Source organism: Pseudomonas macauensis, assembly GCF_047902425.1.
Taxonomy (GTDB): Bacteria; Pseudomonadota; Gammaproteobacteria; order Pseudomonadales; family Pseudomonadaceae; genus Pseudomonas.
This window is the reverse complement of the sequence record NZ_CP138377.1, coordinates 4,068,904-4,091,195: the sequence shown is the minus strand read 5'-3', so window position 1 is coordinate 4,091,195 and position 22,292 is coordinate 4,068,904. Positions and strand designations below refer to the sequence as shown.

At 65.1% G+C, this 22,292-nt stretch carries 22 protein-coding genes; 16 read left to right on the top strand and 6 right to left on the bottom strand.

Features of this window, described 5'->3' with window-relative positions:
- Window positions 1-63: 63 nt before the first annotated feature.
- Window positions 64-1,458 (top strand): Si-specific NAD(P)(+) transhydrogenase, encoded by a 1,395-nt coding sequence (gene sthA / locus SD196_RS18745; protein ID WP_275611012.1) that lies wholly within the window; start codon window positions 64-66, stop codon window positions 1,456-1,458.
- Window positions 1,459-1,500: 42 nt separating this feature from the next.
- Here the strand turns inward: sthA and SD196_RS18740 are convergent, their stop codons facing one another.
- Genes SD196_RS18740 through SD196_RS18730 form a run of 3 tightly spaced genes read right to left on the bottom strand, consistent with a single transcriptional unit; the run spans window position 1,501 to window position 3,118 of the window.
- Window positions 1,501-2,223 carry a glycerophosphodiester phosphodiesterase gene (locus SD196_RS18740; RefSeq protein WP_331319881.1) on the bottom strand — a complete coding sequence of 241 codons (723 nt, stop codon included), beginning with the start codon at window positions 2,221-2,223 and terminating at the stop codon, window positions 1,501-1,503.
- Complete coding sequence (locus SD196_RS18735) at window positions 2,220-2,528, bottom strand: phosphodiesterase (protein WP_275611014.1); 309 nt, start codon at window positions 2,526-2,528, stop codon at window positions 2,220-2,222. The genes SD196_RS18740 and SD196_RS18735 overlap by 4 nt, the downstream gene beginning before the upstream one ends.
- Before the next feature lie 14 nt (window positions 2,529-2,542).
- Window positions 2,543-3,118: a PilZ domain-containing protein gene (locus SD196_RS18730; protein ID WP_416310539.1), complete on the bottom strand. Its 576-nt coding sequence runs from the start codon at window positions 3,116-3,118 to the stop codon at window positions 2,543-2,545.
- A 124-nt stretch (window positions 3,119-3,242) separates the two neighbouring features.
- Here SD196_RS18730 and SD196_RS18725 point away from each other — a divergent pair, with 124 nt between their 5' ends.
- The 3 genes from SD196_RS18725 to SD196_RS18715 are packed head-to-tail and all read left to right on the top strand — an operon-like array spanning window position 3,243 to window position 6,446.
- Complete coding sequence (locus SD196_RS18725) at window positions 3,243-4,496, top strand: lipoprotein-releasing ABC transporter permease subunit (protein ID WP_275611016.1); 1,254 nt, start codon at window positions 3,243-3,245, stop codon at window positions 4,494-4,496.
- Entirely contained in the window at window positions 4,489-5,187 is a 699-nt protein-coding gene (lolD, locus tag SD196_RS18720) for a lipoprotein-releasing ABC transporter ATP-binding protein LolD (protein WP_275611017.1), read from the top strand. The genes SD196_RS18725 and lolD overlap by 8 nt, the downstream gene beginning before the upstream one ends.
- A gap of 11 nt (window positions 5,188-5,198) precedes the next feature.
- Complete coding sequence (locus tag SD196_RS18715; protein ID WP_331319880.1) at window positions 5,199-6,446, top strand: lipoprotein-releasing ABC transporter permease subunit; 1,248 nt, start codon at window positions 5,199-5,201, stop codon at window positions 6,444-6,446.
- 147 nt (window positions 6,447-6,593) lie between these two features.
- On the opposite strand, the gene SD196_RS18710 is transcribed toward SD196_RS18715, so the two are convergent.
- Window positions 6,594-7,124 carry a DUF2062 domain-containing protein gene (locus SD196_RS18710; RefSeq protein WP_275611019.1) on the bottom strand — a complete coding sequence of 177 codons (531 nt, stop codon included), beginning with the start codon at window positions 7,122-7,124 and terminating at the stop codon, window positions 6,594-6,596.
- A 164-nt stretch (window positions 7,125-7,288) separates the two neighbouring features.
- Between SD196_RS18710 and SD196_RS18705 the strand changes: the two genes are divergently transcribed.
- The 8 genes from SD196_RS18705 to murB all read left to right on the top strand — a co-directional run bounded on the left by SD196_RS18705 (window position 7,289) and on the right by murB (window position 14,139).
- Complete coding sequence (locus SD196_RS18705; RefSeq protein ID WP_416310538.1) at window positions 7,289-9,499, top strand: DNA internalization-related competence protein ComEC/Rec2; 2,211 nt, start codon at window positions 7,289-7,291, stop codon at window positions 9,497-9,499.
- A 71-nt stretch (window positions 9,500-9,570) separates the two neighbouring features.
- Window positions 9,571-10,206: a MotA/TolQ/ExbB proton channel family protein gene (locus SD196_RS18700; RefSeq protein WP_275611021.1), complete on the top strand. Its 636-nt coding sequence runs from the start codon at window positions 9,571-9,573 to the stop codon at window positions 10,204-10,206.
- Window positions 10,203-10,652: an ExbD/TolR family protein gene (locus SD196_RS18695; RefSeq protein ID WP_275611022.1), complete on the top strand. Its 450-nt coding sequence runs from the start codon at window positions 10,203-10,205 to the stop codon at window positions 10,650-10,652. The genes SD196_RS18700 and SD196_RS18695 overlap by 4 nt, the downstream gene beginning before the upstream one ends.
- Window positions 10,652-11,650 carry a tetraacyldisaccharide 4'-kinase gene (gene lpxK, locus SD196_RS18690; RefSeq protein WP_416310537.1) on the top strand — a complete coding sequence of 333 codons (999 nt, stop codon included), beginning with the start codon at window positions 10,652-10,654 and terminating at the stop codon, window positions 11,648-11,650. Before SD196_RS18695 ends, lpxK begins: the two co-directional genes overlap by 1 nt.
- Before the next feature lie 54 nt (window positions 11,651-11,704).
- Window positions 11,705-11,890, top strand: coding sequence for a Trm112 family protein (locus SD196_RS18685; protein ID WP_009621404.1), 186 nt, complete (start codon window positions 11,705-11,707; stop codon window positions 11,888-11,890).
- Window positions 11,891-11,894: 4 nt separating this feature from the next.
- On the top strand, window positions 11,895-12,659 hold the full coding sequence (gene kdsB, locus SD196_RS18680; protein WP_416310536.1) for a 3-deoxy-manno-octulosonate cytidylyltransferase: 765 nt from the start codon (window positions 11,895-11,897) through the stop codon (window positions 12,657-12,659).
- Window positions 12,659-13,123: a low molecular weight protein-tyrosine-phosphatase gene (locus SD196_RS18675; protein ID WP_275611025.1), complete on the top strand. Its 465-nt coding sequence runs from the start codon at window positions 12,659-12,661 to the stop codon at window positions 13,121-13,123. The genes kdsB and SD196_RS18675 overlap by 1 nt, the downstream gene beginning before the upstream one ends.
- Window positions 13,120-14,139: a UDP-N-acetylmuramate dehydrogenase gene (murB, locus tag SD196_RS18670; protein WP_416310535.1), complete on the top strand. Its 1,020-nt coding sequence runs from the start codon at window positions 13,120-13,122 to the stop codon at window positions 14,137-14,139. The genes SD196_RS18675 and murB overlap by 4 nt, the downstream gene beginning before the upstream one ends.
- 456 nt (window positions 14,140-14,595) lie before the next feature.
- Here the strand turns inward: murB and rne are convergent, their stop codons facing one another.
- Window positions 14,596-17,793, bottom strand: a complete 3,198-nt coding sequence (rne, locus tag SD196_RS18665; RefSeq protein WP_416310534.1) for a ribonuclease E — start codon at window positions 17,791-17,793, stop codon at window positions 14,596-14,598.
- A 577-nt stretch (window positions 17,794-18,370) separates the two neighbouring features.
- Between rne and rluC the strand changes: the two genes are divergently transcribed.
- The 3 genes from rluC to sppA are packed head-to-tail and all read left to right on the top strand — an operon-like array spanning window position 18,371 to window position 21,000.
- Complete coding sequence (gene rluC, locus SD196_RS18660) at window positions 18,371-19,327, top strand: 23S rRNA pseudouridine(955/2504/2580) synthase RluC (RefSeq protein ID WP_207884434.1); 957 nt, start codon at window positions 18,371-18,373, stop codon at window positions 19,325-19,327.
- Window positions 19,320-20,015: an HAD-IA family hydrolase gene (locus SD196_RS18655; protein WP_331319872.1), complete on the top strand. Its 696-nt coding sequence runs from the start codon at window positions 19,320-19,322 to the stop codon at window positions 20,013-20,015. Before rluC ends, SD196_RS18655 begins: the two co-directional genes overlap by 8 nt.
- Window positions 20,005-21,000 carry a signal peptide peptidase SppA gene (sppA, locus tag SD196_RS18650; RefSeq protein ID WP_416310533.1) on the top strand — a complete coding sequence of 332 codons (996 nt, stop codon included), beginning with the start codon at window positions 20,005-20,007 and terminating at the stop codon, window positions 20,998-21,000. The genes SD196_RS18655 and sppA overlap by 11 nt, the downstream gene beginning before the upstream one ends.
- 57 nt (window positions 21,001-21,057) lie before the next feature.
- Here sppA and SD196_RS18645 read toward each other — a convergent pair whose 3' ends face one another.
- A complete protein-coding gene (locus tag SD196_RS18645; protein WP_275611030.1) occupies window positions 21,058-21,636 on the bottom strand; it encodes a Maf family protein in 579 nt (192 codons plus the stop codon).
- 112 nt (window positions 21,637-21,748) lie between these two features.
- Between SD196_RS18645 and SD196_RS18640 the strand changes: the two genes are divergently transcribed.
- Complete coding sequence (locus SD196_RS18640; RefSeq protein WP_275611031.1) at window positions 21,749-22,279, top strand: YceD family protein; 531 nt, start codon at window positions 21,749-21,751, stop codon at window positions 22,277-22,279.
- The last annotated feature ends 13 nt before the right edge of the window (window positions 22,280-22,292 follow it).

Genomic DNA, 22,292 nt, shown 5'->3' with positions numbered 1-22,292 from the left:
GTGGCGCCGGGGCTTTGCCGGGAGCGCCAAGCGGGCGCCCCGGCCTGTTCTGAAGGAGTACGCATGGCTGTCTACAACTACGACGTGGTGATTCTCGGCACGGGCCCGGCGGGCGAGGGGGCGGCGATGAACGCCTCCAAGTACGGGCGCAAGCTGGCGGTGGTGGACAGCCGTCGCGTGGTCGGCGGCAACTGCACGCACCTGGGCACCATCCCGTCCAAGGCGCTGCGTCACTCGGTGAAGCAGATCATCGAGTTCAACACCAACCCCATGTTCCGCCAGATCGGCGAGCCGCGTTGGTTTTCCTTCCCGGACGTTCTGAAAAGCGCCGAAAAGGTCATCTCCAAGCAGGTCGCCTCGCGCACCGGTTACTACGCGCGCAACCGCATCGACATGTTCAACGGCACCGCCAGCTTCGTCGACGAGCGCACCGTTGAAGTGGTGACCCCCAGCGGCGCCGTGGAGCGCCTGGTGGCCGACCAGTTCGTGATCGCCACCGGCTCGCGCCCGTATCGCCCGTCGGACATCAACTTCAATCACCCGCGCGTCTATGACAGCGACACCATCCTGTCCCTGAGCCATACCCCGCGCCGCCTGATCATCTACGGAGCCGGCGTGATCGGCTGCGAGTACGCCTCGATCTTCAGCGGCCTGGGCGTGCTGGTGGACCTGGTCGACACCCGCGACCAGTTGCTGAGCTTCCTCGACGACGAAATTTCCGATGCGCTGAGCTACCACCTGCGCAACAACAACGTGCTGATCCGTCACAACGAGGAATACGAGCGCGTGGAAGGTCTGGACAACGGGGTGATCCTGCACCTGAAGTCGGGCAAGAAGATCAAGGCCGACGCCCTGCTGTGGTGCAACGGCCGTACCGGCAACACCGACCGCCTGGGCCTGGAGAACATCGGCATCAAGGTCAACAGCCGTGGCCAGATCGAGGTGGACGAGAACTACCGCACCTCGGTGTCGAACATCTATGCCGCGGGCGACGTGATCGGCTGGCCGAGCCTGGCCAGCGCTGCCTACGACCAGGGCCGTTCGGCTGCCGGCAACATCGTCGAGCACGACGGCTGGCGCTTCGTGAACGACGTGCCGACCGGCATCTACACCATTCCGGAGATCAGCTCCATCGGCAAGAACGAGCACGAGCTGACCGCGGCGAAGATCCCCTACGAAGTGGGCAAGGCCTTCTTCAAGGGCATGGCCCGCGCGCAGATCTCCAACGAGCCGGTGGGCATGCTGAAGATCCTGTTCCACCGCGAGACCCTGGAAATCCTCGGCGTGCACTGCTTCGGCGACCAGGCTTCGGAGATCGTCCACATCGGCCAGGCGATCATGAACCAGCCGGGCGAGCTCAATACCCTGAAGTATTTCGTCAACACCACCTTCAACTATCCGACCATGGCCGAAGCCTACCGCGTAGCGGCGTTCGACGGCCTGAACCGGATTTTTTGAAGTACCCTGACCGGCGGCCTGAGCCGGTCGGGGGGAACCTGCTCAGCGATTCCCGATCGTGGCAGTGGCCAAGCCGGGAAAGTCTGTAATCAGGCTATCCACGCCAAAATCAGCGAGCCGGCGCATCAGGGCCGGCTCGTTGACCGTCCATACAGACACATGCAGCCCCTGCTTCTGCGCTTTCAGCAGCCGTTCCGGGGTGCACAGCATCCAGTTCAGCGCCAGCAGATCGCAGCGATAGTGCGCGGCGACCTTCAACGGGTCGAGCCAGGCGTATTCGGCCACCAGTCCGCGGGACAGCTCTGGCGCCAGTTCTTCCAGGGCGCGCAGCACCGTACGGGAACTTGAAGTCACGGTGATCCGGTCACGCAGGCCAAAGCGGCCGACCAGGTGATGGATTGCTTGCACCGTGCGCCCCGCGCGGTCCTTCGAGGCGCTTTTGACCTCTAGTTGCCAGTGTTCGAAATCACAGCGCTCGAACAGCTCCGCCAGGCGCGGAATAGGGCAGGGGCGCACCCAGCCCGGACCGCCTTCGCGGGCGTCCATGGTGACCAGATCGTCCGCCAGTTGCTCGGAGACCTTGCCGCGCCGGCCGGTGGTGCGCTTGAGCGTCGGGTCGTGGATGACCATCAGTTCACCGTCGCGGGACAGGTGCAGGTCCAGCTCGCAGCGCTTCACGTTGTGCTCCAGGCAGCGCTGGAAACTGGTCAGGGTGTTTTCCGGTGCTTCGCCTTTGGCGCCGCGATGTCCATAGATCAGAGTCACTGGGGCTCCTTGGGGGAAAGGTCCTTGAGGTATTGGGAGTGGTGCTGGCGCACCGCGTCGACGACGCGGCCGCTCTCGAAATAGACGCTGAATTCGCGGTAGTCCCAGCGGGTGATCGGCGGCTTGCCCACCGCCGGGTGCTCGTCGTCCGGTAGGCCGAAGCGCTCCAGTACGGCGTTCTGGCTCTCGCCGCGGGCGGGCAGGACGATATGCGGATCACCCTGGTCGCCCACCGGAATCTCGATCGTATCGGCCATCAGTGGCAGGGGTGTGGCAAGGCAGAGCAGCAGGAGCAGGTGGCGCATGGAATTCCTTTTGTTCATTCGCCGCGAGCCTTGGCCTGGCGACGTTCCAGCGCCTGGCGCTGGAGGATGTGGCGGGCCAGCAGTTGGCGCTGGGCATCGCTGAGTGTCTCGAATTCGGTGCCGATCTCATAGCCGCCCTCGGGCTCCTGCCGGCAGTGGGTGACCTTGGCGCGCAGCAGCAGGCCCAGGCCCTGGGGCAGCAGGACGATCTTCAGCGCAAGGCCCTGGCCGACTGGCGCGGGCTGGTCGTCGTGGAAGTCGATGCCGCCCTCGGACAGGGTGACCGGACGAGCCGGGCCGATCTCGCGCAACAAGCTCTGGGTCAGGGCCTGGGCGATCAGGTCGATGCGCTTGTTGATCACCTTCAGGTAGCTGGCCAGCGGGCGGTCGCGCTCGTTGATATGGCGCAGCAGGTGCTGCGACTCGAAGTCGGTCAGGTGCAGGTCGCTGAGCAGATTGAACAGCGCGGAATCATCCTGAAGCACTTCTCCGGACTGGATCTCGCCCTCGCGCAGCGGGCGAAATTCCAATGCGAGCGTGTCTTCAATACGATAGTATTCGCGGCGGTCATCCGCGTCTGGAGTGGACATGGCGAACCCACGGAGGCAGTGATGGTCTGAGTGTAAAGCCGCCTGCCGAGCCTCGCCACACGGAAGTCGAACGCCAGAAGGAACCGGCGCCCGACGCACTCTTCATCTTCTTAATCGGCCCCACATGTTCAGACCCCTTTCCGTCTACATCGGAACGCGCTACACCCGCGCCAAACGCCGCAGCCACTTCGTTTCCTTCATTTCGCTCACTTCCATGATCGGCCTTGCGCTGGGCGTGGTGGTGATGATCGTCGTGCTCTCGGTCATGAACGGCTTCGATCACGAAATGCGCACCCGCGTGCTGGGCATGGTGCCCCACGCCACCGTCGAGTCCTACCAGCCCATCTCCGACTGGCAAGGCATCGCCGGGCAGATCAAGCAGCAGCACCCCAACGTGCTGGAAGTCGCGCCCTTCATCCAGATGCAGGGCCTGCTGAGCGCCGGCGGCACGGTGCAGAAGGTGCTGATCAACGCGGTCGACCCGAACGAGGAGAGCAAGGTCTCGATCATCGACCAGTTCTTCAAGGAGGGCTCGCTCTCGAGCCTCAAGCCCGGTGAGTTCGGCATCCTGATCGGCGACAAGGCGGCGAAGAACCTCGGCGTGAAGCTGGGCGACAAGGTCACCTTCATCGCCCCGGAAGTCTCGGTCACTCCGGCCGGCATGTTCCCGCGCATGAAACGCTTCACCGTGGTCGGCACCTTCCATGTCGGCGCCGGGGAGCTGGACGGCTACGTCGCCATGGTTCACATCGACGACGCCGCGCGCATGCGCCGCCTCAAGGACGGCCAGGTGGAAGGTCTGCGCCTGAAGCTCGACGACCTGTTCCAGGCGCCGCGCACCGCCTGGGAAATTGCCCGCACCCTCAAGGGCAACGACTACTTCGCCCGCGACTGGACCCGCAGCCACGGCAACCTGTACCAGGCCATCCGCATGGAGAAATCCATGATCGGCCTGTTGCTGCTGCTGATCGTCGCCGTCGCCGCGTTCAACATCATTTCCACCCTGGTCATGGTCGTCACCGACAAGAAGGCTGACATTGCCATCCTGCGCACCCTGGGCGCCACGCCTGGGCAGATCATGGCGACCTTCATGGTCCAGGGCACGGTGATCGGGGTGATCGGCACCCTGATCGGCGGCGTACTGGGCATCCTCGCGGCGCTCAACGTCAGCGACGCCATCGCCCTGCTGGAGCGCCTGCTGGGCCACAAATTCCTCAACGCGGACGTCTACTTCATCGATTACCTGCCCTCGCAGCTGATGAGCGAGGACGTGATCCTGGTGTGCAGCGCCGCGCTGATCCTGAGTTTCTTCGCCACCCTGTATCCGGCCTGGCGTGCGGCGCGCACCCAGCCCGCGGAGGCCTTGCGTTATGAGTAAGCCGACCCACCACGACCTGGCCGTCCTGAGCTGCCGCGATCTTGGCAAGCGCTATGAGGAAGGCCCGCAGTCGGTCGAGGTCCTTTCCGGTGTGCAGCTTGAGCTTTTGCCGGGCGAGCGCGTCGCCATCGTCGGCAGCTCCGGCTCGGGCAAGAGCACCCTGTTGAACATGCTCGGTGGCCTCGACACGCCCAGCAGCGGCAGCGTCTGGCTGGCCGGCGAGCAACTGTCGGCGCTGAACGAGAAGCAGCGCGGCCTGCTGCGCAACCGCGCGCTGGGCTTCGTCTATCAGTTTCACCACCTGCTGCCGGAGTTCACCGCGCTGGAGAACGTCTGCATGCCGCTGCTGATCGGCAAGACGCCGATCCCCGAGGCGCGCCAGCGTGCCACCGCGCTGCTGGAGCGCGTGGGTCTGGGGCACCGCCTGAGCCACAAGCCGGCCGAGCTGTCCGGCGGTGAGCGCCAGCGCGTCGCCATTGCCCGCGCCCTGGTTAACACCCCGCAGCTGGTGCTGCTCGACGAGCCTACCGGCAACCTCGACCAGCACACCGCCTACGGTATCCAGGAGCTGATGCTGGAGCTGTCGCAGTCCCTGCGCACCGCCTTCCTGGTGGTGACCCATGACACCCACCTCGCCCAGCAGATGGATCGCGTGCTGCGCCTGGAGGAGGGCCGGCTGGTCGCCGCCTGAGGGAACCCGGAATGTTCAGACCCCTGTCCGTCTTCATCGGCACCCGCTACACCCGGGCCAAGCGACGCAACCATTACATCTCGTTCATCTCCCTGACCTCGATGATCGGCCTCGCCCTGGGCGTACTGGCCATGATCGTGGTGCTCTCGGTGATGAACGGTTTCCAGAAGGAAATGCGCTCGCGCATCCTCGGCATGGTTCCCCACGCCGTGCTGCAGCCGGTCAGCGGCCCGCTGGACGACTGGCAGCCTGTAGCCGATGCGGCGAAGAAGAACCCGCAGGTGGTTGGCGCGGTGCCTTACACCGAAGTCGACGGCATGCTTTCCTACAAGGGCATGATGCAGCCTATCGAGGTGGACGGCGTCGATCCGGCCCTGGAAACCCAGGTGTCGATCATCGGCCAGCACATGGTCCAGGGCCGTTTCGAGGACCTGAAGGCTGGCGAGTTCGGCGTGGTCATCGGCGAGATCACCGCGCGGCGCTTCCACGTCAGCGTCGGTGACAGCCTGCTGCTGATCGTCCCCGAGCCCAGCTCCGCGCCCGGCGGCATTACCCCGCGCATGCAGCGTCTGAACATCGTCGGTGTCTTCAAGGTCGGCGCCGAGCTGGACAGCTCGCTGGCGCTGATCCACGTGGACGATGCCGCCAGCCTGATGCGCTGGCAGCCGGGCCAGGTGCAGAGCGTGCGCATCGCCTTGAAGGACCTGTTCCAGGCGCCGGACATCGGCGCGGCTATCGCCAAACAGCTGGGTGACGGCTACCGCTCGGTGGACTGGACCCACACCCAGGGCAGTCTGTTCAGCGCGATGAAGATGGAAAAGACCATGATCGGCCTGCTGCTGTTGCTGATCGTCGCGGTCGCCGCCTTCAACATCATCGCCACCCTGATCATGGTGGTGGCCGACAAGCGTGCGGACATCGCCATCCTGCGGACCCTGGGCGCCACGCCGAAGCAGATCATGGCGATCTTCATGGTGCAGGGCACGGTGATCGGCCTGATCGGCACCGTCACCGGCTGCGTGCTCGGCGTACTGGCGGCGTACAACGTGACCACCATCGTCTCGGCCCTGGAGCGTGTCGCCGGCACCCACGTGTTCAACTCGGACATCTATTTCATCAACTACCTGCCGTCCGACCCGCAGGTGCTGGATATCGTCCTGATCTGCGTCGCGGCGCTGTCGATGAGCTTCCTGGCCACGCTGTACCCGGCCTGGCGTGCGGCATCGACCCAGCCGGCGGAATCGCTGCGGTACGAATGATCCATCGGACCATGAAAAAGCCGCCCCTCGGGGCGGCTTTTTCGTTTCAGGGAACACCCTGTAGGAGCGAGCTTGCTCGCGAACAAGTTCGCCGGCAGCTCGGTGCCTCGGGCGGTTCGCGAGCAAGCTCGCTCCTACGAAGAACCGTCAAAGTCCGCTCTGGACATTGCGCAGCGCCTGGCGCCGCCGCCAGCTACGGCCGACCCACCAGCGCCAGTAACCCTCGGTGGCCAGGTAGCCGAGGATGCCCACCAGAATGCCGCAGATCACCGAGCCCAGCAGGAAGGGCTGCCACAGGGCGGCCAATTCGCCGCTGATCCATTCCCAGGTCAGGTGATCCGGCAGGGTGCGCGCGGGAATACCCATGACCCAGGCGCCCATCTTGTAGGTGCAGTAGAACACCGGGGGCATGGTGATCGGGTTGGTCAGCCAGACCAGCCCGACCGAGATCGGCAGGTTGGCCCGTACCCACACCGCCAGGGAGGCGGCCAGCAGCATCTGCAGCGGGATCGGGATGAAGGCGGCGAACAGCCCCATGCCCATGGCGCGGGACACGGAGCGACGATTCAGGTGCCAGAGGTTGGGGGACTGGATCAGCGGGCCGAGAAAGCGCAGGCCCTTGTGGCTTCTGATGCTTTCCGGGTCCGGCATGTAGCGCTTGAAGATTCGGCGCGGCATGAAGGAAATCTCTGGCAGACGGACGACGGCCCATTATGCCTAGCTAGGTGACAGTCATTCGTTGCCAAGTATGTCCGTGTGTAACCGCAGCGGCCTGATCGCGGATCGGCCTGACCAGCGGTCGCGCGGTGGCTCCAGGGAGGAGTCCGTTGCCTCGTTCAGGGATGTTTGCGCTGGCCCTCGGATTGTTGGCGCTGCGCGGGTTGCCGGTGCTTCCGCCCGCTTGGGCTCTGTTGCTCCTGGCGGCGCTGGGGTTGCCCTTGCTGTTCACTCGCGGCTATCTCATCGGCCTGTTCCTGCTGGGGTTCGCCTGGGCCTGCCAGTCGGCCCAGTGGGCGCTGGATGACCGGCTGGCCGTGGCGCTCGACGGCCGCACGCTGTGGCTGGAGGGCAGGGTAGAGGGACTGCCGGATCGCTCCGGGCCCTCGGTGCGCTTCATGCTTGCCGATGTCTCCAGCCCTCGTGCGCAGGTGCCAGGGACGCTGCGTCTGTCCTGGTTCGGCGGCCCGCCGGTGGAAGGCGGCGAGCGTTGGCGCCTGGCAGTGAAGCTCAAGCGCCCACACGGTATGGCCAACGGCGCCGGCTTCGACTACGAGGCCTGGCTCACCGCGCAGCGGATCGGCGCTACCGGCAGCGTGAAGGACGGGCAGCGATTGCAGTCGGCCAGCGGCCCTCCGGCCTGGCGTGAAGCCTGGCGGCAGCGCTTGCTGGCGGTGGATGCCCATGGCCGATCCGGTGCCCTGGCGGCGCTGGTGCTGGGGGATGCGTCCGGTCTGACCACGGCGGACTGGCAGGTGTTGCAGGACACCGGAACCCTGCACCTGATGGTGATTTCCGGCTCGCACATTTCCCTGCTGGCCGGTCTGCTCTATGCCTTGGTCGCCGGGCTGGCGCGCTTCGGCATCTGGCCCCCGCGCCTGCCCTGGCTGCCCTGCGCCTGCCTGCTGGCGGCACTCGGGGCCTGGGCCTACAGCCTGATGGCGGGGTTCGAGGTGCCGCTGCAGCGCGCCTGCATCATGGTCTCGATCGTCCTGCTGTGGCGTCTGCGATACCGCCATAGTGGTTTGTGGACGCCGCTGCTGGGAGCCTTGCTGGCGGTGCTGCTGGCCGAGCCGCTGGTGGTGCTGTTGCCCGGCTTCTGGCTGTCCTATGCGGCGGTGGCGCTGCTGATTTTCGGCTTTTCCGGTCGACTGGGGCGCTGGACGGCCTGGCGTACCTGGTTGCGCGCGCAGTGGCTGATGGCGATCGGGTTGCTGCCTGCGTCCATTGCGCTCGGCCTGCCGCTGAGTGTTTCCGGGGTGCTCGCCAACCTGATCGCTGTGCCCTGGGTGGAAATGCTGGTGGTGCCCCTGGCTCTGCTGGGCAGCCTGGCGTTGGGTATTCCCTGGCTGGGCGAGGCTTTGCTCTGGGTGTCAGGCGGGTTGCTGGAGCTGTTGTTCCAGCTGCTGGGCTGGATGGCCGCCTTGGCGCCTGCCTGGCAGCCGGTCGCCGCTCCGGCCTGGGCGCTGCTGTTGGCGATGCTGGGCGCGCTGGTACTGCTGGCGCCGTCCGGAGTGCCGCTGCGCGCGCTCGGGTTGGTGATGTTCCTGCCGGTGTTCTGGCCGTCCATTGCTCTGCCGCCGCCCGGTGTGGCCGAGGTTCGGGTACTGGATGTGGGGCAGGGGCTTTCCGTGATGATCCGTACCCGCAGTCGGGCCTGGCTCTACGACACCGGTGCGCGCAATGGCGACTTCGATATCGGCGAGCGCGTCGTCGTACCGACGCTGCGGAGCCTGGGAATCGGTCATCTCGACCTGCTGATGCTCAGCCATGCCGATAACGACCACGCCGGTGGCGCCCTGGCGGTGAAGAAGTCGCTGCGGCCGGCGCAGGTGATCAGCGGCGAGCCGGATCGCCTGTCTCCCGAGTTGGGGGCCCAGCCTTGCCGGAAGCAGCGCTGGGTCATCGATGGGGTGAACTTCGAGAGCTGGGCCTGGGATGTTGCCCGGGAAAGCAATGATCGCTCCTGCGTTCTCCAGATCGAAGCCGACGGCGAACGCCTGCTGCTGACCGGCGACCTGCCGCAATCCGGTGAACTGGCCTGGCTGGCCGCGCACCCGGATGTCCGAGTCGACTGGCTGCTGGCCGGTCACCACGGTAGCCGCAGTTCGTCCGGGCCAGCTTTCGTACGGGCGGTGTCGCCATCCGCCGCGATTATTTCCCGCGGCGCCAACAACCCCTACGGCCATCCCCATCCGTCGGTCGTCGAGCGCTTCCGTGCACTCGGCATCCGGATTCACGATACGGCCCAGGAAGGCGCGCTGACGCTGATGCTCGGTGCCCATGGCGAGCTCCGGGGAGTGCGGGAAGGTGCACATTTCTGGCAGGAAAAATGAGACGGGGGCGGTCTGCTCGTAACAGCCCCTGTGCTAGAGTGGCGCCACTTTTTTTCAGGGGATTCACCACTGTGTGGGAACTGGTCAAAGCTGGCGGCTGGATGATGCTGCCGATCATGCTGAGCTCCGTCGCTGCCATGGCGATCATCGCCGAACGTCTCTGGACCCTGCGCTTGAGCCGCGTGGCCCCGCCGCAACTGCTCGGCCAGGTGTGGAAGCAGATCAAGGACAAGAAGATGAACAGCCAGGCCCTGAAGGACCTGCGTGCGTCGTCCCCGCTGGGTGAAATCCTGGCCGCCGGCCTGGCCAACTCCAAGCACGGTCGCGAGATCATGAAGGAGTGCATTGAGGAAGCCGCATCCCGCGTCATCCATGAACTCGAGCGCTACCTCAATGCGCTGGGCACCATCGCCGCCATGGCCCCGCTGCTCGGCCTGCTGGGTACCGTGTTTGGCATGATCCAGATCTTCAGCGCCTTCATGGGTGACGGCATGGCCAACGCGCCGATGCTCGCCGGCGGTATCTCCAAGGCCCTGATCACCACCGCTTCGGGCTTGATCGTGGCGATTCCGGCGGTGTTCTTCCATCGCTACCTGCTGCGCCGCGTCGATGAACTGGTCATCGCCATGGAGCAGGAAGCCATCAAGCTGGTGGAAGTGACCCAGGGCGATCGCGAAGTCGATTTCGCCGAGGAAGGCAAAGCGTGAAGTTCCGCCGCAGAGCGGGCGGAGCGGCCCGCGAGGACGTCTTCATCAACCTGGCGTCGCTGATCGACGTGATCTTCGTGCTGCTGCTGTTCTTCGTGGTCAGCACCTCGTTCACCAAGCCGGCGCAACTCAAGGTCGAACTGCCCGAGGCGGTCAGCGGCACGCCGCCGGAAGCCACCGAAATCAAGCAGCTGGAAATCGCCATCAGCGTCGAGGGCCACTACGCCCTGAACGGCCAGAGCCTGGCCCGCGACGACCTGGAGAACCTGATGAACGCCATGCAGCGCGAATCCGCCGGCGACAACAGCCTGCCGGTGGTGATCACCGCCGACGGCAAGGTGAACTACCAGTCCGTGGTCACCGCGATGGATGCCGCAGGCAAACTGGGCTTCACCCACCTGCGCATCACCACCATCGAGGCCCAGGCGGACAAGAAGACCCCCTGATGGCGTTCTCCGACCGCCTGCTCGACGCCTGGTACAAGGGCCACCCGGCCCTTGCCTTGCTCAAGCCCCTCGAACTGCTCTACCGGCGTGTCGCCCGTGGCCGCCGGGAAGACTTCCTCTCCGGCGCCAAGCCGGCCTACCGCGCCCCGGTACCGATCATCGTGGTCGGCAACATCACCGTCGGCGGCACTGGCAAGACGCCGATGATCCTCTGGCTGATCGAACATTGCCGCGCCCGCGGCCTCAAGGTCGGCGTGGTCAGCCGCGGCTATGGCGCCAAGCCGCCACAGACGCCCTGGCGCGTGCGCGCCGAGCAGTCGGCGGCGGAGGCGGGCGACGAGCCGCTGATGATCGTCCGCCGCAGCGGTGTGCCGCTGATGATCGATCCGGACCGCTCCAGCGCCGTGCGTGCGCTGCTGGCCGAAGAGCCGCTGGACCTGATCCTCTGCGACGACGGCCTGCAGCATTACCGCCTGGCCCGTGACCTGGAGCTGGTGCTGATCGACGCCGCCCGCGGCCTGGGCAATGGCCGCTGCCTGCCCGCCGGGCCGCTGCGCGAGCCGGTCGAGCGTCTGCGGGAAGTGGACGCCGTACTGCACAACGGCGCGCCGTCCGATCCACCCGGAGCCTTCTCCTTCGTGCTGCGACCTTCCGCCCTGGTCAACCTGGCCAATGGCGAACGCCGTGGCGTCGAGCATTTCCCCGCAGGGCAAGCGCTCCACGCCCTGGCCGGGATCGGCAACCCGCAGCGTTTCTTCAAGACGCTCGAGGCGCTAAACTGGCGGCCGATTCCGCATCCCTTCCCCGACCATGCGGCCTACACCGCCGAGCAACTGCGCTTCACCCCGGCGCTGCCGCTGGTCATGACCGAGAAGGACGCGGTGAAATGCCGGTCCTTTGCCGCGCCCGACTGGTGGTACCTCGCCGTCGAAGCGCAGCCGTCGCCGGCCTTCGTCGCCTGGTTCGACGCCCAGCTCGAGCGCCTGGTCGCCCGCTGATCCGTCGTCGCGCCGTGCGACGCGCGCATTCATTACCTGTTCAAGGAACGCACCATGGACCCGAAACTCCTCGATATCCTCGCCTGTCCGCTGTGCAAGGGCCCGCTCAAGCTCACCGACGACAAGTCCGAGCTGATCTGCAAGGCCGACGGCCTGGCCTACCCGGTGCGCGACGGCATCCCGGTGATGCTCGAAGGCGAGGCGCGCACCCTGAACGTCGACGAACGTCTGGACAAGTGATTCCATGAGCCAGGCCTACACCGTCGTCATCCCCGCCCGCTACGCCTCCACCCGCCTGCCCGGCAAGCCGCTGAAGGACATCGCCGGCAAGCCGATGATCCAGCACGTCTGGGCGCAAGCCGGCAAGAGTTCGGCCGCCCAGGTGGTGGTCGCCACCGACGATCAGCGTATCTTCGATGCCTGTCAGGGTTTTGGTGCCGAAGTGGTGCTGACCCGCGCCGACCACAACTCCGGCACTGACCGCCTGGCGGAAGTGGCGGACGCGCTGGGTCTGGCCGACGACGCCATCGTAGTCAACGTGCAGGGCGACGAGCCGCTGGTGCCGCCGTCGATCATCGACCAGGTGGCCGCCAACCTCGCGGCGCACCCGGAGGCGGGCATCGCTACCCTGTGCGAGGAAATCCACGATCCGGCGGCGCTGTTCAACCCGAACATCGTCAAGGTGGTTAGTGACAAGAACGGCCTGGCCCTGACCTTCAGCCGCGCCACGCTGCCCTGGGCGCGCGACGCCTTCGCGGTGGATCGAGAATCCCTGCCGGCCAACGTGCCGTACCGCCGCCACATCGGTATCTACGCCTACCGTGCGCGTTTCCTGCGCGACTTCGTGGCCTGGGGCCCGTGCTGGCTGGAAGATACCGAGTGCCTGGAGCAACTGCGTGCGCTCTGGCATGGCGTGCGCATCCACGTGGCTGATGCCCTGGAGGCACCGCAGGCCGGCGTCGATACCCCGGAAGACCTGGAGCGCGTACGGCGCATCCTGGGGGGCTGATGAAGGTTCTGTTCGTCTGCCTCGGTAATATCTGCCGCTCGCCCACCGCCGAGGGCGTATTCCGTCACAAGGTTCGCGAAGCGGGCCTTGAGGATCGCATCGAGATCGACTCCGCCGGCACCGGCGACTGGCATGTCGGCAAGGCGCCGGACGCACGCACCCGCGCCGCCGCGCTGCGCCGGGGGTATGACTTGTCCAGCCTGCGGGCGCGCCAGGTGAGCGCGGCGGACTTCTCCCGCTACGACCTGATCCTCGCCATGGATCACGCTAACCTGCGCGACCTGAAGCGTCTGCGTGCCGGGACTGGTACGGCCGAGCTGGACCTGTTCCTGCGCCGCTTTGACCTGGAAATCGACGAAGTCCCCGACCCTTACTACGGCGGTGACGACGGTTTCGAGCAGGTGCTGGACCTGGTGGAGCAGGCCTGCGACGGTCTGCTCATGGAAGTGAAGAGGCGCCTGTGACGCTGCAACTGCAAGAAAACCTGTCCCTCAAGCCCTACAACACCTTTGGCGTCGAGGTCGCCGCGCGCTGGTTCGCCCAGGCCCATGACGACGCCGAGGTGCGCGAAGGTATCGCCGCCGCCGCCGAAAAGGATCTGCCGCTGATGGTGATCGGTGGCGGCAGCAACCTGCTGCTGACCCGTGATGTCGAGGCGATGGTGCTGCGCATGGCTTCCCGTGGCATTCGCATCCTCAGTGACGACGGCGATCGTGTGGTGGTCGAGGCGGAAGCCGGCGAGGTCTGGGATGACTTCGTGCGCTGGACCCTCGAGCAGGGCTTCGGCGGTCTGGAAAACCTCAGCCTGATTCCCGGCACCGTGGGCGCCGCGCCCATGCAGAACATCGGTGCCTATGGTGTCGAGATCAAGAACGTCTTCGCCGGCTTGACGGCGCTGGACCGCGAAAGCGGAGAGCTGTGCGAGTTCGGACTGGAAGACTGCGCCTTCGCCTACCGCGACAGCCGCTTCAAGCGCGAGTCGGGCCGCTGGTTGATCCTGCGGGTGCGCTTTGCCCTGAACCGCGCGGCGCAGCTGCACCTGGACTACGGTCCGGTGCGTCAGCGGCTGGCGGAGGAGGGTGTCACCGCGCCGACGCCGGCTGATGTGTCGCGTGTGATCTGTGCCATCCGCCGCGAAAAGCTGCCCGACCCGGCCGTGCTCGGCAATGCTGGCAGCTTCTTCAAGAACCCCGTGGTGCCCGTCGCTCAGGCGGACGAGCTGCGTGCGCGCTTCAGTGACCTGGTGGCCTACCCGCAAGGTGATGGCCTGGTGAAGCTGGCGGCTGGCTGGCTGATCGACAAGGCGGGTTGGAAAGGCTTCCGTGACGGCGCTGGCGGCGTGCATGCGCAGCAGGCGCTGGTGCTGGTCAATTACGGCGGGGCGACCGGTGCGCAGCTGCACGCGCTGGCGGAGCGTATTCGTGACGACATCCAGCAGCGTTTCGGCGTGGAGCTGGAGATGGAGCCCAATCTCTACTGAGAGATCATCCGAGCTCTATGAGAAAGGGGATGCAGATGCATCCCCTTTTTCATGCGCGCCTGTAGGAGCAGGTTTGCTCGCGAACCGCCCGAGCGCTGGCGGATGAGGCTTTCGTAGGAGCGGATCTTATCCGCGAATCGCGCCGTACTGTCCAGCTATCGCGGGCAGCGACCTCCCCGCGAATGCACCAGGGGGTGTAGGGCGTATAACGCTCGATGTTATACGCCGATTGACGATGGACTCCGACGGCGTGGCCTGTAACCTGGAAGCCCGCCGCAGGGCACTTCGAGCTCGGCTGGGGCGTCAACTGGCGATCATGGCGTATCGGCGTACAACCGCGAACGGTTGTACGCCCTACAGGCGTGGCGACAGTTGCGCCTATGAAGGTGGGGCGTCGATATCCGGGCAATAAAAAAGGGGATGCAATTGCATCCCCTTTTTCAGGCCGAGAAGCTATCAGCTGTGGTGTTTTTCTACCACGTTGCCTTCTTCTTCATTGGCTTTTTCACCTTCAGCCTGCTCGGCAGCCGATTGCTCGGTCTGCTCGACGGACTGGGCTTCGGTCACCACTTCCGCCGCATCGGCTTCGGCAGCGACGTCAACGGCTGGCTCAGCCACGACTTCAGCTTCCACGGCAGCGGTCTCTTCGACCTCGGCAGCGGTGGCCGGTGCCTCTTCGACCTGCGGAGCGGCAGCAGCTGCGGCGGCGGCTTCACGGGCCAGGCGTTCCAGGCGACGACGCTCGCGCGGGTCGTTGGAGGCGCGGCCGGTGGCGTTGGCCGGAACGCCGGCATCGGCGGCCGGGACTTCCACCGGAGCTTCGGTGGTCGGCTCGGACTGGGCGTCGACAGCGGCCTGGACGACTTCTTCCTCGCGGGCTTCCACGGCCGGAGCCGCTTCCACGACGACGTTTTCGCTGGCTTCAGACTGCTCGACGGACTCGGCGGGCTTGGCCAGGAACTCGATGGTCTGCTCCAGGGCGCTTTCGGTACGTACGGCCTCGACCACGACGGACTCTACCGGTTGAGCGGCTTCGGTCGGCGCCTCGGTGGCCGGCTGCTGCTCGCTGGCAACTTCGGCAACCACGGCGGCAGTGGCAGCGGCGGCAACGACGGTAGCAGCGGTCGGCGCTTCACCAGCAGCTTGTTCAGTCTGCTCGCTGGCGTCTTCGGCGCCTTCTACGCCATCGACACCGGCTTCACGCTGACGCTCGCGGCGGTTGCTGCGGCGGCGCTGGCCACGGGAGCGGCGACGGGGACGCTCGCCATCGGCGCCTTCCTGGTCGTCCTGTTGATCCAGCAGTTCCTCGTTCAGCAGCTCTTCGGATTCCAGGGCAGCGGCATCGCTGGCCAGACGTTCCTCGCGCGGCTGGCGCTCTTCACGGGGTTGACGCTCGGCGCGCGGTTGACGTTCCTCGCGGGCCGGACGCTCGCCACGCTCTTCGCGGGGCTGGCGCTCTTCGCGCGGTTGACGCTCGGCACGCTCTTCACGGGGCTGACGCTCCTCGCGCGGCTGGCGCTCAGCACGCTCTTCACGCGGCTGACGTTCCTCGCGGGCAGGGCGCTCAGCGCGTTCTTCACGCGGTTGACGCTCTTCGCGGGGCTGACGCTCGGCGCGCTCTTCACGCGGCTGGCGTTCCTCGCGTGGCTGACGCTCGGCACGCTCTTCGCGCGGCTGGCGCTCCTCGCGGGGTTGACGTTCAGCACGTTCTTCTCGCGGCTGACGCTCTTCGCGGGCTGGACGCTCAGCGCGTTCGCCACGCTCACCACGCTCGTCGCGGCGACGCTCGCCACGTTCCTTGCGTTCGTCATCACGACGGCCGCCTTCGCGGCCGTCACGGCGACGGTTCTGCTGACGGCCATTGCGGCGTTCGCCCTGGCCTTCACTGCGCTCGGCAGCCGGCTTCTCAGCGGCGGCAGGTTGCGGTTGCTCCGGCTTGCTGCCGGCGAACAGGCTGACCAGCGACTTCACCAGGCCCTGGAACAGGCTCGGCTCCGGCATCGGCTTGGGCGCTTCGACAACCGGTGCGGCTGCGGCGGCAGTCTGCTGCGGGGCAGGGGTCTGCGGGGAAACGGTCTTCACCGCGGCTTCCTGGCGGACCAGGGTGCGGGTGGAGCTGATCGGCTGGACTTCCTCGTGCTCGACGTGGGCCATCTCGTAGCTGGAGTGACCAGCCAGCAGCTCGGGGCTGTCGTCACGCAGGCGCTGCACTTCGAAGTGCGGGGTTTCCAGATGGTCGTCCGGCAGGATGAAGATGCGCGCGCGGGTGCGCAGCTCGATCTTGGTGATGGCGTTGCGCTTCTCGTTGAGCAGGAAGGCGGCAACCTGGAACGGCACGCGGGCGCGAACTTCGGCGGTGCGGTCCTTCAGGGCCTCTTCCTCGATCAGGCGCAGGATCGCCAGCGACAGGGACTCGACGTCGCGGATGATGCCTTGGCCGTTGCAGCGCGGGCAGACGATGCCGCTGGTCTCGCCCAGGGACGGGCGCAGGCGCTGGCGGGACATTTCCAGCAGGCCGAAGCGGGAGATGCGGCCAACCTGGACGCGGGCACGGTCGGCTTCCAGGGCTTCGCGCACGCGCTCTTCCACGGCGCGTTGGTTCTTCGCCGGGGTCATGTCAATGAAGTCGATGACGATCAGGCCGCCGATGTCGCGCAGGCGCAGCTGGCGGGCGATCTCTTCGGCTGCTTCCAGGTTGGTCTGCAGCGCGGTTTCCTCGATGTCGCCGCCCTTGGTGGCGCGCGCCGAGTTGATGTCGATGGACACCAGGGCTTCGGTCGGGTCGATGACGATGGAGCCGCCTGACGGCAGCTTCACTTCACGCTGGAAGGCGGTTTCGATCTGGCTTTCGATCTGGAAGCGGTTGAACAGCGGAACGCTGTCCTGGTACAGCTTCACCTTGCTCGCGTACTGCGGCATGACCTGGCGGATGAAGTTCAGGGCTTCTTCCTGGGCGTCGATGCTGTCGATCAGCACTTCGCCGATGTCCTGGCGCAGGTAGTCGCGGATGGCGCGGATGATGACGTTGCTTTCCTGGTAGATCAGGAACGGACCGCTGCGCTCGCCGGAGGCTTCCTTGATGGCGCCCCACAGTTGCAGCAGGTAGTCCAGGTCCCACTGCAGCTCTTCGGAGCTGCGGCCCAGGCCCGCGGTGCGGACGATCAGGCCCATGTCGCCGGGAACGTTCAGGCCGTTCAGGGCTTCGCGCAGCTCATTGCGCTCTTCGCCTTCGATGCGGCGGGAGATGCCGCCGGCGCGCGGGTTGTTCGGCATCAGCACCAGGTAACGGCCGGCGAGGCTGATGAAGGTGGTCAGGGCTGCGCCCTTGTTGCCGCGCTCCTCTTTCTCGACCTGGACGATGACTTCCTGGCCCTCGCTGAGCACATCCTTGATATTGATGCGGCCTTCGGGGTTCTTCTTGAAGTATTCGCGGGAGATTTCTTTGAGGGGGAGGAAGCCGTGGCGCTCGGCGCCGAAGTCGACGAAGGCGGCTTCGAGGCTGGGTTCGATGCGGGTGATGCGCCCTTTATAGATGTTGGCCTTTTTCTGTTCGCGCGCGCCGGACTCGATGTCCAGGTCGAACAGGCGTTGGCCGTCTACCAGCGCTACACGCAACTCTTCGGGTTGAGTTGCGTTGATCAGCATTCTTTTCATGTAGTACCAATGGTTTCCGGGGCCACCGGAAACGGCGATCGGCACACACGACTCTCACGGTCGGTGCTAAGGCACGTACTCAGGAATGGCGGACCATTCCCGTGTCCAGCGGCAGCAGGAGAAATCTGCTGTGCCGCGACTACGTTTCCTGCTTGTCGAGTAAGAACAAGCACTCATCAGGAGGAGGAATCGACTGTCAGATGCGGACGATGAAGGCGTCTACGTTCAAGGCATGAAAGCAACGCAATCCGACAGTTGTGCATCTCCGCCCTGCACATTTCCCTAAGAGCCGGGTGCCGCTCGCAGAATCCGGGAGCGGGGTTGGCTTTTATCACGGCGACCTTGGCTGCCGTGGTCATGTCTGAAGGCCTGGGTTTCGAGGCGCTGTCGGCGGGCGAATCGCTCATGCCGTTGCAACGCTTCAGGGGACTGCCTCGTGTCCGTTCAATGTGTTTGCAGGCGGTTGGGGACGGCGATTACGCGATCATCCGCGGGCCTGGCCACTTTTGGCGGCCTCCCGAATATAGCAGCAATGATTAAGTGCTTCAATTGAATGAAAAATTGTTATTATGTCCGGATGACAAATCCCGCCCCTCCGACTTCCGGCGTTCAGCTGCTTGAAGTCGCGCCGGAGTATGCCGGCCAACGCATCGACAATTTCCTCCGCACCCAGCTCAAGGGCGTGCCCAAGACCCTGATCTACCGCATCCTTCGCAAGGGTGAGGTGCGGGTCAATAAAGGGCGCATCAAGCCCGAGTACAAGCTGCAGGCCGGCGACGTGGTGCGCGTGCCGCCGCTGCGTCTGGCTGAGCGCGACGAGCCCGTGCCGCTGGCGCAGGGGCTGCTGGAGCGCCTGGAAGCCGCCATCGTCTTCGAAGACAAGGCGCTGATCGTGGTGAACAAGCCCACCGGGATCGCCGTGCACGGCGGCAGCGGCCTGAACTACGGGGTCATCGAGGCGTTCCGCCAGCTGCGCCCGGAGTGCAAGGACCTGGAGCTGGTGCATCGCCTGGATCGTGATACCTCCGGTCTGCTGATGATCGCCAAGAAGCGCAGCATGCTGCGCCATCTGCACGACGCCCTGCGCGGTGAGCGCGTGGTGGACAAGCGTTATCACGCCCTGGTGCGGGGCAGTTGGCCGGCGGCGAAGAAGCAGATCGCCGTGCCGCTGCTGAAGAACAACCTGCGCTCCGGCGAGCGCGTGGTGGAAGTGAATCCCGAAGGCAAGGAAGCGCTGACCGAGTTCAAGGTGTTGCGCCGCTTTGGTGATTTCGCCACCCTGGTCGAGGCGCGCCCGATCACCGGTCGCACCCATCAGATTCGTGTGCACGCCAAGCATGCCGGTCATTCCATTGCCGGCGACCCCAAGTACGGCGACGAAGACTTCTCCCGCGAGATCCGCGAACTGGGCGGCAAGCGCCTGTTCCTGCATTCCGCATTCCTGCGTGTGCCGATGCCCGATGGCTCGGTGCTGGAGCTGGAGGCGCCGGTCGACGAAGTCTGGCAGCGCACCGTGGAGCGCCTGGATGCGTGAGTATTCCCTGCTGATCTTCGATTGGGATGGCACGCTGGTGGATTCCATCGGCCGTATCGTCGAGTCGATGCGCGTCGCGGCAGTCAATTCCGGTCTGCCTTCGCGCAGTGATGAGGCGATCAAGGGCATCATCGGCCTTGGTCTGCCCGAGGCGATCCAGACGCTCTATCCCGAAGTGGAAGAGGGCGAGCCGCTGGAGCGTTTTCGTCGCGACTACGGCGAGCACTATCTGAGTCTTGAGGTGCAGCCTTCTCCGCTGTTCCCTGGTGTTGCCGAGGCGATGACCGAATTTCGCCATGCGGGTTACCAACTGGCGGTCGCCACCGGCAAGAATCGCCGTGGCCTGGATCGCGTGCTGGCGGGGCAGGGGTGGACCGATTTCTTCGACATCACCCGCGCTGCGGACGAGTCGGCGAGCAAGCCCGATCCGCGCATGCTGCATGAAATTCTTCGGCATTGCCGGGTGGATGCGCGCGATGCGCTGATGGTGGGGGATTCGCCTTTCGATCTGGAAATGGCGCGCCGTGCCGGCATGGATTCGGTGGCGGTGGGCTATGGTGCGCAGTCGCTGGAGACTCTGCGAGAGTATGCTCCGGCGCTGGAAGTGGAACATTTCAATGAATTGCGCGCCTGGCTGGCCGGGCGCTCGGTGAAACCGCTGCTTAAGGTGGGCAACGATGTCGGATGAATGGAAGGCGGACGATAGCAAGGCTGCGCAAACCACGGCAGGTGACGACAAGGGCTGGAAGCTGCTGGAGAAAGCAGTGCTGGCGGGGGTTCAGGAGCAGCGCCGTTCGCGTCGCTGGGGTATTTTCTTCAAGCTGCTGACCTTCCTTTATCTGTTCGTCGCCCTGGCGCTGTTCAGTCCGTTCGGTGGCCTGTCCAAGTCCGCCTCGCGCAGTGCCAGTCACACGGCGATGATCGAGGTGAAGGGCATGATCGCCGATGACGAGCCGGCCAGTGCCGATAATGTCGTCGGTGCGCTGCGTTCCGCGTTCGAGGATGCTGGCACCAAGGGTATCGTCCTGCGTATCAATAGCCCGGGCGGCAGTCCGGTGCAGTCCGGCTATATCTACGATGAAATCAAGCGTCTGCGTGGTGAGCATCCGGATATCAAGGTCTATGCCGTGATCAGTGATCTCGGCGCCTCCGGTGCCTACTACATCGCCAGCGCCGCCGATCAGATTTACGCCGACAAGGCCAGTCTGGTGGGTTCCATTGGCGTGACCGCGGCGACTTTCGGTTTCGTCGGCACCATGGAAAAGCTGGGGGTGGATCGCCGCATCTACACCTCGGGTGAGCACAAGGCCTTCCTCGATCCGTTCCAGCCGCAGAAGCCGGATGAAACCGCGTTCTGGCAGCAGGTGCTGGATACTACGCACAAACAGTTTATCGACAGCGTGAAGAAGGGGCGTGGCGATCGCCTGAAGGACAAGGATCATCCTGAGTTGTTCTCTGGTCTGATCTGGTCTGGCGAGCAAGCGCTGCAGCTAGGGCTGATCGATGGCCTGGGCAGCACCAGCTATGTGGCGCGGGAGATCATCAAGGAGAAGGAGGTGGTGGACTACACCGTCCAGGAAACCCCCTTCGACCGCTTCGCCAAGAAGCTGGGCACCAGCGTTGCCGAGCGTCTGGCGCTATGGATGGGTTGGCAGGGGCCGGCTCTGCGCTGATTCCTTCCTCTATATAAAGGAAGGCCCGGCAATCGCCGGGCCTTCTGCGTTTTGGGGCTAGGGGATGGGTACCTGCTCGGCCAGCAGCATGTCCACCAGGCGGATCAGCGGCAGGCCGATCAGGCTGGTGGCGTCTTCGCCTTCGGTGGAGCGGAACAGGCTGACGCCGAGGCCTTCGGCCTTGAAGCTGCCGGCGCAATCGAAGGGTTGTTCGGCCTCCAGGTAGCGGCGGATACGTGCTTCGTCGAGGTCGCGGAAGTGCACGGTAAAGGGCACGCAATCGACCTGGCTGCGGCCACTCTGGCTGTTCAGCAGGCAGAGTCCGGTGAGGAAGCTGACGCTCTTGCCGCTGGCGGCTTTCAGTTGTTCGCTGGCTCGATGGATGTTGAGGGGTTTGCCGAGTATCTGGCTGCCGTTCACTGCGGCCTGGTCGGAACCGATGATCAGATGGCCGGGGTAGCGCTGTGCCAGGGTGCGCGCTTTACTTTCCGCGAGGCGCTGGACCAGTTGCTCGGCGTTTTCACCGGGAAGCGGGCTTTCGTCGATGTCGGGACTTGCACATTCGAACGGCAGGCGCAGGCGCTGCAACAATTCGCGGCGGTAGGGTGAGCTGGAAGCAAGGATCAGTGGCAGCATGGAGGATTCCTTTGGAGCGTCGCTGCGATTCTAGCGAAAAGGGCTGTCCATACAGCGGTTTATGGCTAATTTCCTTTGACAGCTTCGGGTGCATCCCTATAATGGCGCGCTTATGTTGAATGGACCGATACCACCTCACGTTGATCCGCGCAAACTGGTAGAGCGCGCCGCCACCCTCGAAGGTGAGCTGCCGATCGCCAAGATGCCACGTCTCAACGAGCAACTGACCAGCAGTGATGGCAAGATTCACGCGAAGTTTTCCTTCTTCCGTGATGAGCAGAAGCTGGCGGTCATGCACGTCGAACTCGACGCCGAGGTGAGCATGGTATGCCAGCGCTGTCTCGAGCCGGCCAACTTCCATGTGGGTGGTGAGTACGATTACGTCATCATCCCGGAAGGCAAGTCGATCGATGATCTGCCTAATGGCTACGATGCGCTGGAAGTGGGGGAAGACCCCATCGACCTGACCTCGCTGGCCGAGGACGAGTTGCTGCTCGCCTTGCCCATCGTGCCGGTCCATGATCCTGAGGATTGCCAGCAGCCGGTGGGATACGCTACAGCGCCCGAACCGAGCGAGAACGTCGAAGAGCGGCCCAATCCGTTCAGCGTACTGGCGCAGTTGAAGCGTGACCCAAACGTTTAGGAGTTAATCAATC

Excerpts from the sequence above, each read along its gene's own strand:
- SD196_RS18725 (WP_275611016.1), top strand. The coding sequence starts at position 3,243 with ATGTTCAGACCCCTTTCCGTCTACATCGGAACGCGCTACACCCGCGCC.
- SD196_RS18715 (WP_331319880.1), top strand. The coding sequence starts at position 5,199 with ATGTTCAGACCCCTGTCCGTCTTCATCGGCACCCGCTACACCCGGGCC.
- lpxK (WP_416310537.1), top strand. The coding sequence starts at position 10,652 with ATGGCGTTCTCCGACCGCCTGCTCGACGCCTGGTACAAGGGCCACCCG.
- SD196_RS18705 (WP_416310538.1), top strand. The coding sequence starts at position 7,289 with ATGTTTGCGCTGGCCCTCGGATTGTTGGCGCTGCGCGGGTTGCCGGTG.
- sthA (WP_275611012.1), top strand. The coding sequence starts at position 64 with ATGGCTGTCTACAACTACGACGTGGTGATTCTCGGCACGGGCCCGGCG.
- lolD (WP_275611017.1), top strand. The coding sequence starts at position 4,489 with ATGAGTAAGCCGACCCACCACGACCTGGCCGTCCTGAGCTGCCGCGAT.
- SD196_RS18655 (WP_331319872.1), top strand. The coding sequence starts at position 19,320 with ATGCGTGAGTATTCCCTGCTGATCTTCGATTGGGATGGCACGCTGGTG.
- sppA (WP_416310533.1), top strand. The coding sequence starts at position 20,005 with ATGTCGGATGAATGGAAGGCGGACGATAGCAAGGCTGCGCAAACCACG.
- SD196_RS18645 (WP_275611030.1), bottom strand. The coding sequence starts at position 21,636 with ATGCTGCCACTGATCCTTGCTTCCAGCTCACCCTACCGCCGCGAATTG.
- SD196_RS18735 (WP_275611014.1), bottom strand. The coding sequence starts at position 2,528 with ATGCGCCACCTGCTCCTGCTGCTCTGCCTTGCCACACCCCTGCCACTG.
- SD196_RS18640 (WP_275611031.1), top strand. The coding sequence starts at position 21,749 with ATGTTGAATGGACCGATACCACCTCACGTTGATCCGCGCAAACTGGTA.
- SD196_RS18710 (WP_275611019.1), bottom strand. The coding sequence starts at position 7,124 with ATGCCGCGCCGAATCTTCAAGCGCTACATGCCGGACCCGGAAAGCATC.
- kdsB (WP_416310536.1), top strand. The coding sequence starts at position 11,895 with ATGAGCCAGGCCTACACCGTCGTCATCCCCGCCCGCTACGCCTCCACC.
- SD196_RS18685 (WP_009621404.1), top strand. The coding sequence starts at position 11,705 with ATGGACCCGAAACTCCTCGATATCCTCGCCTGTCCGCTGTGCAAGGGC.
- rne (WP_416310534.1), bottom strand. The coding sequence starts at position 17,793 with ATGAAAAGAATGCTGATCAACGCAACTCAACCCGAAGAGTTGCGTGTA.
- rluC (WP_207884434.1), top strand. The coding sequence starts at position 18,371 with ATGACAAATCCCGCCCCTCCGACTTCCGGCGTTCAGCTGCTTGAAGTC.
- SD196_RS18675 (WP_275611025.1), top strand. The coding sequence starts at position 12,659 with ATGAAGGTTCTGTTCGTCTGCCTCGGTAATATCTGCCGCTCGCCCACC.
- SD196_RS18730 (WP_416310539.1), bottom strand. The coding sequence starts at position 3,118 with ATGTCCACTCCAGACGCGGATGACCGCCGCGAATACTATCGTATTGAA.